The organism is Geomonas limicola (genome assembly GCF_014193675.1).
Lineage (GTDB): Bacteria > Desulfobacterota > Desulfuromonadia > Geobacterales > Geobacteraceae > Geomonas > Geomonas limicola.
The window spans coordinates 134,467-149,264 of the sequence record NZ_BLXZ01000006.1 but is presented as its reverse complement, the minus strand read 5'-3'; the positions used below and the strand labels follow the sequence as shown (position 1 = coordinate 149,264).

Annotated in this window: 12 protein-coding genes and 1 tRNA gene; 4 read left to right on the top strand and 9 right to left on the bottom strand. The window is 60.5% G+C overall.

Features of this window, described 5'->3' with window-relative positions:
- Positions 1-265: 265 nt before the first annotated feature.
- On the bottom strand, positions 266-1,147 hold the full coding sequence (locus H7688_RS15385) for an AraC family transcriptional regulator (protein WP_308470309.1): 882 nt from the start codon (positions 1,145-1,147) through the stop codon (positions 266-268).
- Positions 1,148-1,478: 331 nt separating this feature from the next.
- On the opposite strand from H7688_RS15385, the gene H7688_RS15380 reads away from it, so the two are divergent.
- Complete coding sequence (locus H7688_RS15380; protein ID WP_198424500.1) at positions 1,479-1,934, top strand: flavodoxin; 456 nt, start codon at positions 1,479-1,481, stop codon at positions 1,932-1,934.
- Positions 1,935-2,135: 201 nt separating this feature from the next.
- Here H7688_RS15380 and H7688_RS15375 read toward each other — a convergent pair.
- The 8 genes from H7688_RS15375 to miaB form a co-directional block, all read right to left on the bottom strand.
- A tRNA-Gly gene (locus tag H7688_RS15375) sits at positions 2,136-2,210 on the bottom strand.
- A 55-nt stretch (positions 2,211-2,265) separates the two neighbouring features.
- Positions 2,266-2,568, bottom strand: a complete 303-nt coding sequence (gene flgM / locus H7688_RS15370) for a flagellar biosynthesis anti-sigma factor FlgM (RefSeq protein WP_183362060.1) — start codon at positions 2,566-2,568, stop codon at positions 2,266-2,268.
- Positions 2,569-2,628: 60 nt separating this feature from the next.
- Entirely contained in the window at positions 2,629-3,318 is a 690-nt protein-coding gene (locus H7688_RS15365; RefSeq protein WP_183362059.1) for an HAD family hydrolase, read from the bottom strand.
- Between the two features lie 99 nt (positions 3,319-3,417).
- Entirely contained in the window at positions 3,418-4,968 is a 1,551-nt protein-coding gene (guaA, locus tag H7688_RS15360) for a glutamine-hydrolyzing GMP synthase (RefSeq protein ID WP_183362058.1), read from the bottom strand.
- 209 nt (positions 4,969-5,177) lie between these two features.
- Positions 5,178-6,647, bottom strand: coding sequence for an IMP dehydrogenase (gene guaB, locus H7688_RS15355; RefSeq protein WP_183362057.1), 1,470 nt, complete (start codon positions 6,645-6,647; stop codon positions 5,178-5,180).
- 436 nt (positions 6,648-7,083) lie between these two features.
- Positions 7,084-8,154 carry a M42 family metallopeptidase gene (locus H7688_RS15350; RefSeq protein WP_183362056.1) on the bottom strand — a complete coding sequence of 357 codons (1,071 nt, stop codon included), beginning with the start codon at positions 8,152-8,154 and terminating at the stop codon, positions 7,084-7,086.
- Between the two features lie 326 nt (positions 8,155-8,480).
- Positions 8,481-8,981, bottom strand: coding sequence for a bifunctional nuclease family protein (locus H7688_RS15345; protein ID WP_183362055.1), 501 nt, complete (start codon positions 8,979-8,981; stop codon positions 8,481-8,483).
- A gap of 169 nt (positions 8,982-9,150) precedes the next feature.
- The gene (gene miaB / locus H7688_RS15340; protein WP_183362054.1) at positions 9,151-10,470 is read right to left on the bottom strand and encodes a tRNA (N6-isopentenyl adenosine(37)-C2)-methylthiotransferase MiaB; all 1,320 of its coding nucleotides are present in this window, start codon (positions 10,468-10,470) and stop codon (positions 9,151-9,153) included.
- 300 nt (positions 10,471-10,770) lie between these two features.
- Here miaB and H7688_RS15335 point away from each other — a divergent pair, with 300 nt between their 5' ends.
- From H7688_RS15335 to H7688_RS15325, 3 genes are all read left to right on the top strand, one after another.
- Positions 10,771-12,423 carry a DUF3373 domain-containing protein gene (locus H7688_RS15335; protein WP_183362053.1) on the top strand — a complete coding sequence of 551 codons (1,653 nt, stop codon included), beginning with the start codon at positions 10,771-10,773 and terminating at the stop codon, positions 12,421-12,423.
- A 111-nt stretch (positions 12,424-12,534) separates the two neighbouring features.
- Positions 12,535-12,861 (top strand): hypothetical protein, encoded by a 327-nt coding sequence (locus H7688_RS15330; protein WP_183362052.1) that lies wholly within the window; start codon positions 12,535-12,537, stop codon positions 12,859-12,861.
- Positions 12,862-13,019: 158 nt separating this feature from the next.
- Positions 13,020-14,411: a cytochrome C gene (locus H7688_RS15325; RefSeq protein ID WP_183362051.1), complete on the top strand. Its 1,392-nt coding sequence runs from the start codon at positions 13,020-13,022 to the stop codon at positions 14,409-14,411.
- Positions 14,412-14,798: the final 387 nt, after the last annotated feature.

Here is a 14,798-nt window from a genome sequence, read left to right as displayed (position 1 = left end):
GATCGTCTGATCCGGCCAAAAAAGTGTGGTGCTGACAAGGCGTAAGGGGGGAGTTCGAGAGGCACGAGCTGATCCAAGGGCTGGAGCCAACTGACGGCACCGGTAGAAAGGCAAAAGCTGGTCGGCGTCGGTCGTCACGAGCGGTTATCAGGTCGGGAAGAGTAATATCCGGTGGGGAGCTGCTGGTGAGTGGGACAGTAAACAAAGGGAGGGACAGCCAAGGCTGCCCTCCCCTTTTTCTGTTATTCCAATGGGCCTGAAGGGCTCAGGCTGCGAGGGATGCCTGCCGCAACCTGTTGATGTCTCGCAAGGGCGGTGCACCGAAAAGACGGCCGTACTCCCGACAAAACTGCGAAGCGCTCTCATATCCGACGTTGAAGGCAGCCGTGGTTGCATCGAGACGCTCGGCCAGCATCAGGCGCCGCGCCTCGTTGAGACGCAGCATCTTCTGGTACTGTAACGGACTCATGGCGGTCAGGCTGCGGAAGTGGTGGTGGAAGGTGGAGGTGCTCATATTGACGTGGGTTGCCAGATCCTCGATTCTCAGCGGAAGGCTGAAGTTGCCTTTCAGCCAGTCGACCGCTCGTGCTATCTGGCTACTCTGGCTCCCGGTGGCAGCTATCTGGCGCAACCGGTCCCCCTGGTCACTGGTCAGGAGGCGGTAGGCAATCTCCTTTTGAATGACTGGCGCCATTATCGGGATATCCATCGGATCGTCCAGCAGCGCAACCAGGCGCCTGAAGGCGTCAACGAGTTGCGGTGTGACTGCGCCGGTCGCCATGCCACGACTGGTGGGTTGGGGCCGCGGCTTGGGGAGGTTCGAGTCAAGTATCAGTTGCGAGACTTCGCGCAGGTCGAGCTTCAGTTTGAGCCCAAGGTAGGGCTTTTCCGGGCTTGCTTGGGTCACCTGGACCAGGGTGGGCATATGAATGGCCGTAATAAGGAAGTGTTCGGCGTCATAGACCAGGGAGTCGTCACCGAATTGCACCAGTTTGGCACCCTGGGTCACCAGGCAGACGCTCGGCTCATATAAACCGCTCATCGGCTCAGTAGGCTTCGGCCGCCTGAACAGGGCGAGATCCGAAATCGCCGTGGTGTACAACTCCCCCCGTTCGGTCCATCGAGCAATGGCCTCGTTTAATGACATCATCCCCTCTTCCATGGAGACCTCCGATTTTGCTATCTTACTTAACCAGTTGCCGGCACAAAGACTGTAATTATACTACCCTGCCGGCAATTGGCTTTCAACATATTATCGCCAAACGGGAGAATCGGGCAAAAATAGAGCAGGATCTGGCTAACGCGGCCTGATTTTCTAAGGTAGTATGTGCCCAACCCCAAAGGTGCGGAGAGGAACATTCCGAGGCAAGTCGTTGGACGCCGTGCCAAAATGAGAAAGGATGGTCATGATGAGCAACGGTAGAAGTTTGATTGCGTATTATTCGCGTGCTGGCAGCAACTATGTCGGAGGAAACATCGTGAACCTGACGGTGGGGAACACGGAGGTTGCGGCGCACATCGTACAGCACCTCACCGGTGCCGCACTGTTTAAAATAGAGACCGTGCAGCAGTACCCGGCTGATTATCACGAGACGACCGAGGTTTCAAAAAAGGAATTACGGCAGAATTTCCGGCCGGAACTCTCCGCGCACCTCGTGGACCTCTCGGAGTACGAGGTAATCTATCTCGGGTATCCCAACTGGTGGGGGACCATGCCGATGGCCGTATTCAGTTTTCTGGAAGAGTACGAGTTCGCGGGAAAAACAATCGTTCCGTTTTGTACCCACGAAGGCAGTGGCATGGGGCGCAGCGAGAGTGATATCCGCAAGATTTGCCCAACTGCTACGGTGTCGAGGGGATTGGCAATCGTTGGCGGATCGGTGCAGGGTGCGGAAGAGCCAATCCGGAAATGGCTTGGGATCCAGCGCCGTTAAAGCTTCAGAGGGGCGAACCTATCGATTACAAATGCGGCAATGGCCCAGAGTGGACTCGGCCACTGCACTTTTAGGATCCGAGCAAATGCTGCGTATTTGACGGTGAAATGGGTTTCAGCAAAACGGTTGCAAAAACGGTTGCAAATGGTCAAAGGCAACGAAAAAGGGCTTAGCCTTGATTGGCTAAGCCCTTGAATTTCTTGGAGCGGGAAACGGGATTCGAACCCGCGACCTTCAGCTTGGGAAGCTGACACTCTACCACTGAGTTATTCCCGCTTAGTAGAGCGACATTAATACCGCACTCCGTGTGCGTCTGTCAATATTTTTTCTACTAGTTGCTCGCCCCACTGCCGGCAAATTTGGCGATCATCTTCTCGGCTATCGCGGTCGCTGGCACCTGATAGGTACCGCTCGCAATCTGTGCCTTGAGCTCGGCTACCCGATCGACCCGGAGCCCCTGCTGACGCTCTGAGCTCGGGACAACCGGAATGTAACCGGAAAGCTCAACCTTGTCCGCTCCGGTCTGCGGCTTGCCCGCCACATCCGCGGAAACGTCCGCCGGCTCTGCTTTGTCGGCACGCCCGCCTACTAGGTAGGCAAGTCCCGGCTTCTGATTCAGCTCATCTATTTTCATTGTGCTATTTACTCCTGAAGGTTGGTTTATACCACCATATCGGCAGGGCTTGAAAAAACTTTAGCCTTTTTTCATTGCCGAATTATTTTGTAAGAAAAAAGGAAGCTCCAGCAATGACGCAAAATCATGGACTTGGAAATCGGACCCCGCCAACTCCTCGTTCTCGCCGTAGCCGTAACTGCACCCAACGGTGTACACGCCGGCCCCCTGACCTGCCGCCATGTCGTTGATGCTGTCCCCCACCAGGACCGCCTCGCGCGGCGCAACCCCGTACTCCTTGAGGACGGCCAGGACCGGCTCGGGCGACGGCTTGCGATACGGGAAGGAGTCGGCACCGTACACGGAAGGGAGCAGCTTGGCAAGGCCGAGCTCGGTCAACACCTCGCGGCACAGCGCCACGTTCTTGTTGGACAAGACGACCAGCGGAAAACCGCGCCGGATGAGCTCCTCCAGGGTCTGCACCACGCCTGGGTAGGGGCGGGTCTTGTCGACGATGTGGGCCAGGTTGTAACCGAGGTAGCGCTCGAGTGCCTCGTCGACCTGCTCAGGGCCCGCCTCGGGAAGGGCGCGCTCGATGAGGGAGCGGGCACCCTTGCCAACCAGAAGCCGCACTTCGTCAAGGCCGAGCTTCCCCTTGCCGAAGTCCTGGCGCACGTGATTCACCGCGTCGGCGATATCGGGCAGCGAGTGGATGAGGGTGCCGTCCAGGTCGAAGATGATCAGTTTTATCGGGCCGAGGCTCTTGGACACGCGGGCTCTCCCTTAACGCGAAAAACGCGGCAGCCGTCCCCAGGGCGACCACCGCGAATTTCGTGTGCAATTATTGAACCCCGCGAAGGGGCCCCACGGCTACTCCCACTCGATGGTTGCCGGCGGCTTCTGGCTGATGTCGTAGGCCACGCGGTTCACACCCTTCACCTCGTTGATGATTCGCGAGGAAATACTGCCAAGTAGCTCGTAGGGGAGCTTGACCCAGTCGGCGGTCATGCCGTCCAGGGAGTTCACCGCACGCAGTACGCAGGTGTACTCGTAGGTACGGGCATCGCCCATGACGCCCACGGTTTTCACCGGCAACAGTACGGCAAAAGACTGCCAGATGTCGCGATATAGCCCCGCCTTGCGGATCTCCTCGATGACGATGGCGTCAGCCTCGCGCAGGATGTCGAGCTTCTCGGGGGAGAGCTCGCCGATGCAGCGGATGGCCAGACCCGGGCCCGGGAAGGGCTGACGGTAGACCATCTCGTCGGGCATGCCGAGTTCCTTGCCCAGAAGCCGTACCTCGTCCTTGAAGAGTTCGCGTACCGGCTCGAGAAGCTTCAGGTTCATCTTCTCGGGGAGCCCGCCCACGTTGTGGTGGCTCTTGATGACCGCGGAGGGGCCCTTGGTGGAGACCGACTCGATCACGTCCGGGTAGAGGGTCCCCTGCGCCAGGTAGTCGACCTGGCCCAACTTCTTGGCTTCCTCTTCGAAGAGGTAGATGAACTCGTTGCCGATGATCTTGCGCTTCTGCTCCGGGTCGGAGATGCCGGTCAGCCTGTCGAGGAAGCGGTCGGTGGCCTGCACGTGCTGCAGGTTGATCTTGAAGTGCTTGGTGAAGAGGTTCACCACCTTCTCCGCCTCGCCCTTTCTCAGGAGCCCGTTGTTCACGAAGACGCAGTGCAGCTGGTCGCCGATCGCCTTGTGGATCAGCACCGCGACGACCGCGGAGTCGACGCCGCCGGAGAGGGCGCAGAGCACCTTGCCGGTCCCCACCCTCTCGCGGATCGAGGCGATCTCGGTCTCGATGAAGTTCGCCATGGTCCAGGTCGGCTTGCTGCCGCAGACGTTGAACAGGAAGTTGCCGATCATCTCGTCGCCACGCGGGGTGTGTACCACCTCGGGGTGGAACTGCACGCCGAAGAAGTTGCGCTTCTCGTCCTTCATGGCGGCTACCGGGCACCCCTCGGTGTGGGCCATCAGGCTGAAGCCCTTGGGCATCTCCTCGATGCGGTCGCCGTGCGACATCCAGACCTCGGTGCCCCCTTCGAAGCCGGCGAAGATCTCGCTCTTGCCGTCGAGCAGCAGGGTGGCACGCCCGAATTCGCGCTTGTCGCAGCGCTCGACCCGACCGCCCAGCTGCTGTGTCATGAGCTGCATGCCGTAGCAGATGCCCAGGACCGGGATCCCCAGGTCATAGATGCCCAGGTCCGAGTGCGGTGCCTCCTTGTCGTAGACCGAGGAGGGGCCGCCGGAGAGGATGATCCCCTTGGGGCCGAAGGCCTTGATCTTCTCGAGCGCCATGTTGTAGGGGTGGATCTCGCAGTAGACACTCTGCTCGCGCACGCGCCGGGCGATGAGCTGGGTCACCTGGGAGCCGAAGTCCAGGATCAGGACCTTCTCGGAATGGATGTCGATCGTCATAGAAATTTCCTTTTGGAAAAACGTTAAAAGCCTAACCACCGTGAGACACTGGGGCAGGCTTTGCCAGCTCAAAAATCTACAGAAGCATGACCACAGGGGACACCGAGGAAAGACGGGAGGAACCGTGCGGAAAACGTTGGGTTACCCCTGACGCCTTCCTCTGGGTAGCTCGCTTTTTCCTCGGTGCCCTCTGTGGTTTGAGGTTCCTGTTATTTTTCCACCCGGTAGTTGGGGGCTTCCTGGGTAATGGTGACGTCGTGGACGTGGGATTCCTTGAGCCCCGCGCCGGTGATGCGCACGAAACGGCCGTTCTCCTGGAGCTCCTTCACGGTCCGGCAACCGGTGTACCCCATGCCGGCCCTCAGGCCGCCCATGAGCTGGTGCACGTTGGCGGAGAGCGGTCCACGCAGCGGAACCATACCCTCGATCCCCTCGGGGACGAGTTTCACGTCGTTTTCCACGTCGCCCTGGAAGTAGCGGTCCTTGCTCCCCTGTTTCATGGCGCCGATGGAGCCCATGCCGCGGTAGCTCTTGTAGGCGCGCCCCTGGTAGAGGATGGTGTCGCCCGGGCTCTCCTCGGTGCCTGCGAAGAGCGAACCGATCATCACCACGTCGGCGCCGGCGGCAACGGCCTTGGTGAGATCGCCGGAGTACTTGATGCCGCCGTCGGCGATGAGCGGGATACCGTACTTCTTGGCAACGCGGGAGCACTCGGCGATGGCGGTGATCTGCGGGACGCCGATACCGGCGACCACGCGGGTTGTGCAGATGGAGCCCGGTCCGATGCCGACCTTGATGGCGTTGACGCCGGTCTTGATGAGCGCCTCGGCGGCGGCCGCGGTGGCGATGTTGCCGGCGACCAGCTCGAGGTTCGGGAAGGTGGACTTGATGCGCTGCACGGCCTCGAGCACCCCCTGGGAGTGGCCATGGGCGGTGTCGATGACCACGACGTCGACGCCGGCCTTGATGAGCGCGTCGATACGGGCATCAACGTCCGGGGTCGGGCCGACCGCGGCGCCGACCCTCAGGCGGCCCAGCGAGTCCTTGCAGGCGTTCGGGTACTTCTTCACCTTCTCGATGTCCTTGATGGTGATGAGCCCCATGAGGTTCTTCTCCTCGTCCACCACCAGAAGTTTCTCGACCCGGGTGTTCTTCAGGTGCTCCTTGGCCTGCTCCAGGGTGGTACCCACCGGAACGGTCACCAGGTTTCTCTTGGTCATGCGGGCGGAGATGGGGAGGTCGAGGTTGGTTTCGAAGCGCAGGTCGCGGTTGGTGAGGATGCCTACCAGTTTGCCGTTGGGCTTGGTGATGGGGACGCCGGAGATCCGGTACTTGGCCATCATGTCGAGGGCCTCGCGGATCTTCTGGTTGGGCTGCATGGTGATCGGGTCGACGATCATCCCCGATTCGCTTTTCTTGACCTTGTCGACCTCCATCGCCTGCTCGGCAATGCTGAAGTTTTTGTGGATGAAGCCGAGTCCCCCTTCCCGTGCCATACAGATTGCCGCTCTCGACTCAGTCACGGTATCCATCGCTGCACTCACCAGCGGGATGTTCAGCTGGATGTTTGCGGTGAGCCGGGTGGTCAGTTCGACGTCGCGAGGCAGGATGAGAGAGTGGGCCGGGAGGAGCAGTACATCGTCAAAGGTAAGGCCTTCGGGGAGGTTACTTTCTAACATGGGGGACTCCTTTATCTTGGTGCGGCACGGGATATTAACCGAAAAATCTAGTACAGCCCGAAAGGCAAGTCAACTTAAATCGGCTTAAGTGTTGAGGTTTGTGCAGGCTAACGGTTCGGCTCGTCGTGAAGAGGCAAAGGAGGCTGGGGAGTTGCGGCGTCTACACTTTGGGCGCCGGCGGCGTATACCCATTTAAGGGCGACGGCAGAAGCTCGCGGTGAAGGCTGAGACGACTGGTAGCTGTGGGCGCGGTGGTGAGCAGAGCGCAGCTGCCACCCCGCACCCCTACCCTCTCCCGGAGGGCGAGGGGGAGTAGGGTGGGGCGAGGGGGCCGGAATATGGTTGCCCCTGAACCGGCCAAGGGGACCGGCACCTGACGATGCCAGCCCCCCTCTGCCGTTATTCCCCAGTCCCCAGTCCCTGCTTCTACTGCCTCTCACACCGGCTTAAAGCTCTCTTTGCTCCCCATGCGTAGCAGGGCAGCTACGATCAGGTCGGCGGCGGCCTCGAGGTCGGAGAGGGAAAGGGTCTCAACGGGGGTGTGCATGTAGCGCAGGGGCAACTTGACGAGTGCGGTGGCGACGCCGCCACGCGAGATCTGCATGACGTTCGCGTCGGTACCGGTTGCGCGGGCGATGCCGGTGTACTGGACCGGGATGTTCTCCTCACCGGCGGCCCGGGACAGGACGTCGAAGAGGGCATGGTTGATGTTGGGCCCGCGCGGCAGGATCGGCCCCTTGCCAAGCCCTACCTCGCCGTTGTGCTTCTTGTCCACATCGGGCTGGTCGGTGGCGAAGTCGACCTCGACGCAGATTCCCACATCGGGACGCACGGTGTAGGTCGAGGTGGTGCCCCCTCTCAAACCGACCTCCTCCTGAACGGAAGAGACGCCGTAGAGATCGACGGTCAACGGCTTGCCGAGCTCGGAAACCTTGCGCAGCACCTCGGCCACCACGAAGCTGCCGGCCTTGTCGTCGAAGCCGCGCGAGGTGCAGCGGTCCCCCTGCAGCTTCTCGAGGGAGTCGGCAAAGGTGATGGCGTCGCCAACCCGGACAAGGGCCGCCGCCTCCTGTTTATTCGTCGCACCGATATCGATGTACTGGGCGTCGAGCTTGATCACGCTGTCGCGCTCTTTGGGCTCGATGAGGTGGATCGGCTTTTTGCCAACCACGCCGTTGATCGGGCCGTTTGTGGTATGCACGCGCACCCGAAGCCCCGGGGTGATGTGCGGGTCGACGCCGCCGATGGCCGAGAAGTAGATAAAGCCGTGATCGTCCAGGTAACGCACCTGGAGGCCGATCTCGTCGGAATGGCCCACCAGCATCACCTTGAGGCGCTCTTCTCCCGCCCCCTGGATGAACCCGTAGACGTTACCCATGACGTCGGTGCTCACCTGGGCAAACCCGTCGATATAGGATTTAAAGACACGCTGGGCCGGCGCTTCGTAGCCGGAAGGGCTGGGCGCTTCCACCAGCTGTTTCAAAAACTCGAATGATGCTTCACGCATAGGACACTCCTGGCAAGACGGTTTTCTGGTCACAGCATGGCTTGATTTTACGGTAAACGGGAAGAGATGTGAATGCAAAAGGGAGGGTTGTCATTAAAAAAAGAGGGGGTCGAGGGAGACCCTGTACTGGAGGGGCGTTTCGAGTCTGGCACGGAAGGCGAATCCCCATTGCCCCCCCTTTTCCAAAGTGGGGCACGTTGGGCTGCCAGCAGTGGTTGGTAGCAAGCATATCCACGCTTCCCGAAATTCCCGAGGGCGGCTGCGGCGCTTCTGGAACACGAGGTGTGGTTCCGGGGAATCTCGGTGGACGCCCCCGGTGAGTCTTACTACATGGGGTATTTGCCGAGGGTGGTGGGATCGAGCTGGTCGAGGAAGTCGATGAAACGACGGGCGTTGGTCTCCTCGGCGATGGCGTCGCTCATGTCCAGGGTGGAGGCCTGCTCAAGCAGTTCGCAGGCCACCTGGACCGGCATCCGGTACCTGAGGGAGAGCAGCATCGCCTCGCTCACATGCACCTCGACGCGCAACTCCTCGCCATCGGCCGCACCAAGACGTACCGAGGCGGTGAACGCACCGTCGGTGAGGTCCTCGATGAAGATCCCCACGATGTGCATCTCCAGCCGCTCCAAGAGCGAGCCGAGCAGGTCCTTGCGTCCGTTGCGCAGTGCCACTTCGCGCCCGACAAACTCGGCGGCGAAGCTCACCGACTCGGAAGTGCCGATCCAGACGGGAATGGTGTGATTCTCCTCGGCATCTTTGAGGAGGATCATCGGCATCTGCGCTATGGAATCGAGCGCGAACCCGAAGACTTTCATCTCGATGTACATTCCTGCCACCTCCCTTCGACTCTCCAGCATCCCGGCTCACCCCCCTGAAAATGGCCTGGGGAAATTATCCCAAGAGACTCTAGACACTGGAGAACGGGTTTGCTGCAACAAGGCACCAACGATTACGACTAACCTAAAGGTAGACCACGCTCCGCAAAACGGATCGCGGCTACAGGAGCTCCGCTTTGAGGAGGGTCTGCAGACCTTCCACGACCTTCACCTCCACGAGCTGACCGGAGAGGGCCAGGTCACCGGCCAGCAGGGTCGCCCGGTTGCCGCCGGTGCGCCCGAAGAGACACTCGCCGGAGCTGCTCAGCCCCTCGACGAGCACCTGCTGCACGGTCCCCACCAGGCTCTGGTTGCGCTCAAGGGTCACCTTTTTCTGCAGCACCTGGAGCCGCTCGAGCCGGGCCTGCTTCTCGGCCGGGTCGGTCAGGTCGGGAAGCATGGCTGCCGCGGTGCCGGGACGGGCGGAATAGATGAAGGAGAACAGGTCGGCGTACTGGACTTCCTGGATGAGGTCCAGGGTCGCCAGGAAATCCTCCTCGGTCTCGCCCGGAAAACCGACGATCATGTCGCCGGTGAACTGGATCTGCGGACAGGCCTTTTTGAGCGCCGTCACCTTGGCGAGGTACTGCTCGGCGGTGTAGCCGCGGTTCATCGCCTTGAGCACCCGGTCGCTCCCGGACTGGGCCGGCAGGTGGATGTGGGGCGCCAGCTTGGGGATCTCGGCAAAGCAGTCGATGAGCCGCTGCGACATGTCCTTCGGGTGCGAGGTGGTGAAGCGCAGCCTTTTTACCCCGTCAAGCTCCGCCACCAGCCTGAGCAGATCGGCGAAATCAGGCTCGCCCGGGTTCTTGGCGGCATAGGAGTTGACGTTCTGCCCCAAAAGCGTCACCTCGGTGACCCCGGAGGCAGTGAGCTGCCGCACCTCGTCGACGATCTTCGCGGCGCTGCGGCTGATCTCGCGACCGCGCACGTGCGGCACGATGCAGTAGGCGCAGAAGTTGTCGCACCCTTGCATCACGGTCACGAAACGCGAGACGCCCCCCTCGCGTCCCTGCGGCAGAAAGAGGTCGAAACGGGCCTCGTCGTCGATGAAGTCGGTGGCCGAACTGCGCCGCCCCGCCTCGGCACCGCGCACCATATCCTGCAGCTGGTGCAGGTTGTGCGTGCCGAAGACCAGGTTCACGAAGGGAGCCCGCTTCAAGAGCTTCTCCCCCTCCTGCTGCGCCACGCAGCCACCCACCCCGATGATGAGACCGGGCCTCGACTCCTTGAGCGACTTGAACTTGCCGAGATGGCCGTACACCTTCTGCTCGGCCTTCGCCCTGATGCTGCAGGTGTTCAATAGGATCAGGTCGGCCTGGGTCGAGTCCTTGGTCTCGACATAGCCGATGCCCTGCATGAGCCCCACTATCTTCTCTGAATCACTGACATTCATCTGGCACCCGAAGGTCTCCAGATAGAGTTTTTTCTGCATTTCCACGCGATCGTTTCCTGACTTTAAAATTGCCGAATAGTACGCATATTGGCGCCGTTACGTCAACTGCTAAAACCCAGGACGAGCTTTGGGTATCACTATGCCATGTTACAGGTGATAAAAATCAAACAGTATTCCATTATTTCTACGGTTATATATATAAAAAAACATATTGACAGATGTCACATTCGAGCATAAAGTTCGGCCGGGTTATGTCATGAAATGTAAACATCCGTGCCGACTGCAGCGGCCGGATCACGGCTCCCTGAGCGAACGGGGTGCCGAAACCTACGCACAGGGGGGAACATGAAAGTATCACGGAGAAATACGACGGCGGTTGCGCTGCTGCTGGCCCTGGGGCTACCAGCTGGCGCCTGGGCGGACGAGCAGGCCATGCAGCAGAAGATCAACGACCTGACCCGCAAAGTCGAGCGACTGGAGGAGAAGACCCTCAGCAAGTGGCTCAGCATCGGCGGAGATTACCGTTTCCGCTTCGATTCGCTGAAGGGTGAGACCAAGGCTTACACCGACGTCAACAAGACCTTTGCCAACGCACAAGCCTTCATGAACAACGGGTTTCTCACCGACCCGGTCAACTTCGGTCCGCAGGTTGCCGCTTTCTCCACCTTCTCGAACCAGATGAGGCAGGTCCGCAGCTACTCAGGCGCCATGAACTTCCTGGGCGCGAACCAGGCCATGGCTGGCCAGCTGCTGAACTTCGCCCAGCAGGTACCCGCATTCAAACCGAGCAACGACTCGCTCTACACCAACCGCCTGGGGATCGACCTGCACGCCAAGGCGACCAAGGACGTCACGGTGAACGTCCGCCTGTTGGCCTACAAGACCTTCGGGTCCCAGGATCCTTCGGCCGTGACCAACAACGGTGACACCCCCTTCTTCGCCGACCGCGTCGGCGTCTTCGACGGCACCCTGGGGCACATCCCCTCCACGAGCCTTCTTAACGTGGACCGCGCCTATGCCACCTGGTCCAACATCGCCGACCAGCCGATCTGGTTCTCGGTGGGGCGTCGCCCCTCCACCAACGGCGACCCGTCCCAGCTGCGCCAGAACACCGAGCGCCCGGGTAACGGCGGCACCCCTTCCCTTTTGGTCGACTACGCCTTTGACGGCATGACCATCGGCTGGGCACCGGACATCGAGGCACTCCCCGGCGCTTACGCCAAGGTCTGCTACGGTCGCGGCTTTGAAAGCGGCTTCGAAACCCCGAGCAACTCGCTGAACGACACCGACATGCTGGGGATCGCCGTGATCCCGATCGATACCGACCCGCTGAGGGTCTGGCTGCAGTGGAACCGCGGTTTCGGCATCTTCGACTTCCCGACCATGCGCGACACCGCCTTCGGCAACACCTCACCCTCGATCGAACTGGGCGACATCGACTGGTACGGCGTGGGGACTACCAGCACCCTCAAGAACATCGGCCCGGGCAAACTGAACTTCTTCGCCAACCTCGGCATGAGCGTCACCCACCCCAACGACAACGTCTCGGCCAACGCCGGGTTCCAGGGGCTCATGACCGGCAGCTTCTTCCGCCCCGAGGCTCCCTCCAGCAAGACCGGCTGGGCCGGCTACCTGGGCGCCCGCTACGACTACGAACCGACCAACACCAAACTCGGCTTCGAGTACAACCACGGCTCCAAAAACTGGATCACCTTCGCCCCGGCTGCCGACGACATCTGGACCTCCAAACTGGGGACCCGCGGCAACGTGTACGAGACCTACCTGATCCAGGAACTGAACCTGAAACCGATCTCCTCGCACCTCTCCAAGGCCTTCGTCAAGGTGGGGTACCAGTACTACGACTTCGAGTACACCGGGAGCAACAACTGGGTAGGCGCACCGGTCAAGGTCTCCGACGTGCAGCCTGGCGACATGATGCTGCTCACCCCGCTTAAAAACGCACAGGACATCTACTTCACCTTCGAGGTGAAATTCTAGGAAAAGCGGCCGGCGGCGGGAGGAGCTCTCTCCCGCCGTCGCCCAGCGTTGCAGCCCGGCGCCGGAGTGATACCCTTCCCTCCAGCGCACCGCACAAAGGAGAGTTCGACCATGAAAAACGCATTGGCACTGGTTGCAGTACTGGCACTTCTCGCGGCGTCCCTCATCGGGTTCAGCGGCACGGCTCAGGCAGACGAAATCAAGATGGTGGGGGTAATCACCAAGATCGAGATCGCCGGCAAGGACGCCAAATCCGCCACCGTCACCCTGAAGGACAACAAGACCGAGAACCTCGTGGTACTCACGGTGAACGACGACCTGACCCTGGACAAGTTCAAGGACCACCGGATCCAGGAAGGGGACGAGATCCGCTGCAAGTACGAGGTGATCGACGGCAAGAACGTCTCGAAGTACTTCCGGAAGACCGCCGGCTGCTGACCGGCAGCACCGCATCAGCCACGCTGTAGCTCTGGTCAGAACTGCAGCGTTTTTTTCGCCCGAATACATTCAATAATATGAATTTAACAACAGATCGAGCTGCGGCTGGCACACACCATGATTCGGCAGAAGCAGGCAGCTGAGGGAGAGGGACGCAGATGAAACATTCAGTAACGGTTGCAGCAGTTTTTCTGGCGCTGGGCTTGGCGAGTCTGCCGGCACGAGGCGCCGAGCATCCCGGCAAAGAGGCGCTGCAGAAAAACGGCTACCATGGTTCGGAGTCGTGCGAGGAGTGCCACCCGGGGACGTCCGCCGCATTCCTTGAGACGGTGCACTGGAAGCACGCCTCCAAGGTGACGAACGTCGAGGGGCTCGACCCCACCAAAGAGTACGGCATGCAAAACCGTATCTACGTGATGTGCAACGGCAACGACATCGTCAACAACCTGAAGGAGATCCCGAAAAGTCCGGAGACCGGCAAGACCAAGTTCTCGGGGTGCAACACCTGCCACCCGGGTAACCACCTAAGCGACGTGGGGAGCACCGGGCCGGAGGCCCAGAAGGCGGTGGACTGCCTGGTCTGCCACTCGAGCGACTACGACTTCAGGCAGAGAAAGCCGTACAAGGACAGCGAGGGGCGCGTCGTCATGGGACAGGACCGCAGCACCAAGGCTGCCCTCTCCATCTCGAAGCCGACGGTCAAGAACTGCATGGTCTGCCATGAAGCGGCCGGTGGCGGGGTGGTGGTGAAACGCGGATTCTCCTTCACCAAGGAGACCGATGCCCATGCCGCCAAGGGGATGGTCTGCGTGGACTGTCACAAGGCGAAAAACCACCGGATGCCGACCGGCCTGGATCCCAACAACTGGGCGAGCGACGGCCTCCTGGTCTCCTGCGCCGATGCCTCCTGCCATGGCCTCAAGCCGCACAAGGACGCCGACCTGAACCGGCATACCGCGCACATCGCCTGCCAGACCTGCCACATCCCGCGCACCGGCGGTGCCTTCGCGAAGGACTTCACGGTCTGGGAACAGGGAAGCGACAAGTTCTACGAGCCGACCACCCTGAAGAAAGAGGCCAACGAGACCACTCCGGTCTACGCCTGGTACAACGGCACCGTGAAGAACACGCCGCACTTCATCGGTCCTAAGGGGAGCCGCCAGGACGGCAAGAGCAGGATCACCCCCTTCAAGATCTTCCAGGGCAAGGCGTTCTACGACGCAACGAGCGGCCAGCTCCTCTCCATGGACTTCGCTCCCCCCATGGCGAATGGCGACACCCGTGCCGGGGTCGCTTCGGCTGCGCGCACCCTGGGGATGAAGGATCCGGAAAAGGTGGCCAAGAATGCAGTCCCCGGCTGGCAGACCATCTACTTCGGCAGCAACCACCTGGTCACCAAGACCAAGTCGCTCTCCTGCGCCAACTGTCATGCTCCAAACGGCATCCTGAACTTCAAGGACCTCGGGTACAGCGACGACGAGATCGGCAAGCTGACCACCCCTGAGCTGTACATGAAGAAGCTGATCGAGAAACAAAAAGAGGACTGGTAGCGTTTCACCCTCGCCCTCCGGCCCCTCCCCCGGCTGCTGTTCCCGTTCAGCAGCTGGGACGGAGGGCGAGTTTTTTATCGGAAGTACTCAGCGGGGACTCTTCATTGTTAGAGGAAGCACGACTTAGGTGGCAACGCTCACCCTGACCCTCTCCCGAAGGGCGAGGGAATCTCGGTTGCTACAAAAGTCTGCGCACCGGGTAGTAGCCTTTCGCATAGCAGAGGTATTGAGGGGAGCTGCGGAAGATTACTGCGGGGTAGAAAGTGCTGGAAATAGGGGAGCAGTCGTGCTATGGTGGGCGGCTTCCTGCGAGGGTTCACACTTTTTCTGCGTCCGATGGTTTTCCGCTTGACACCTGACTTACCGCGGTGCTATAAGTTTAACTTT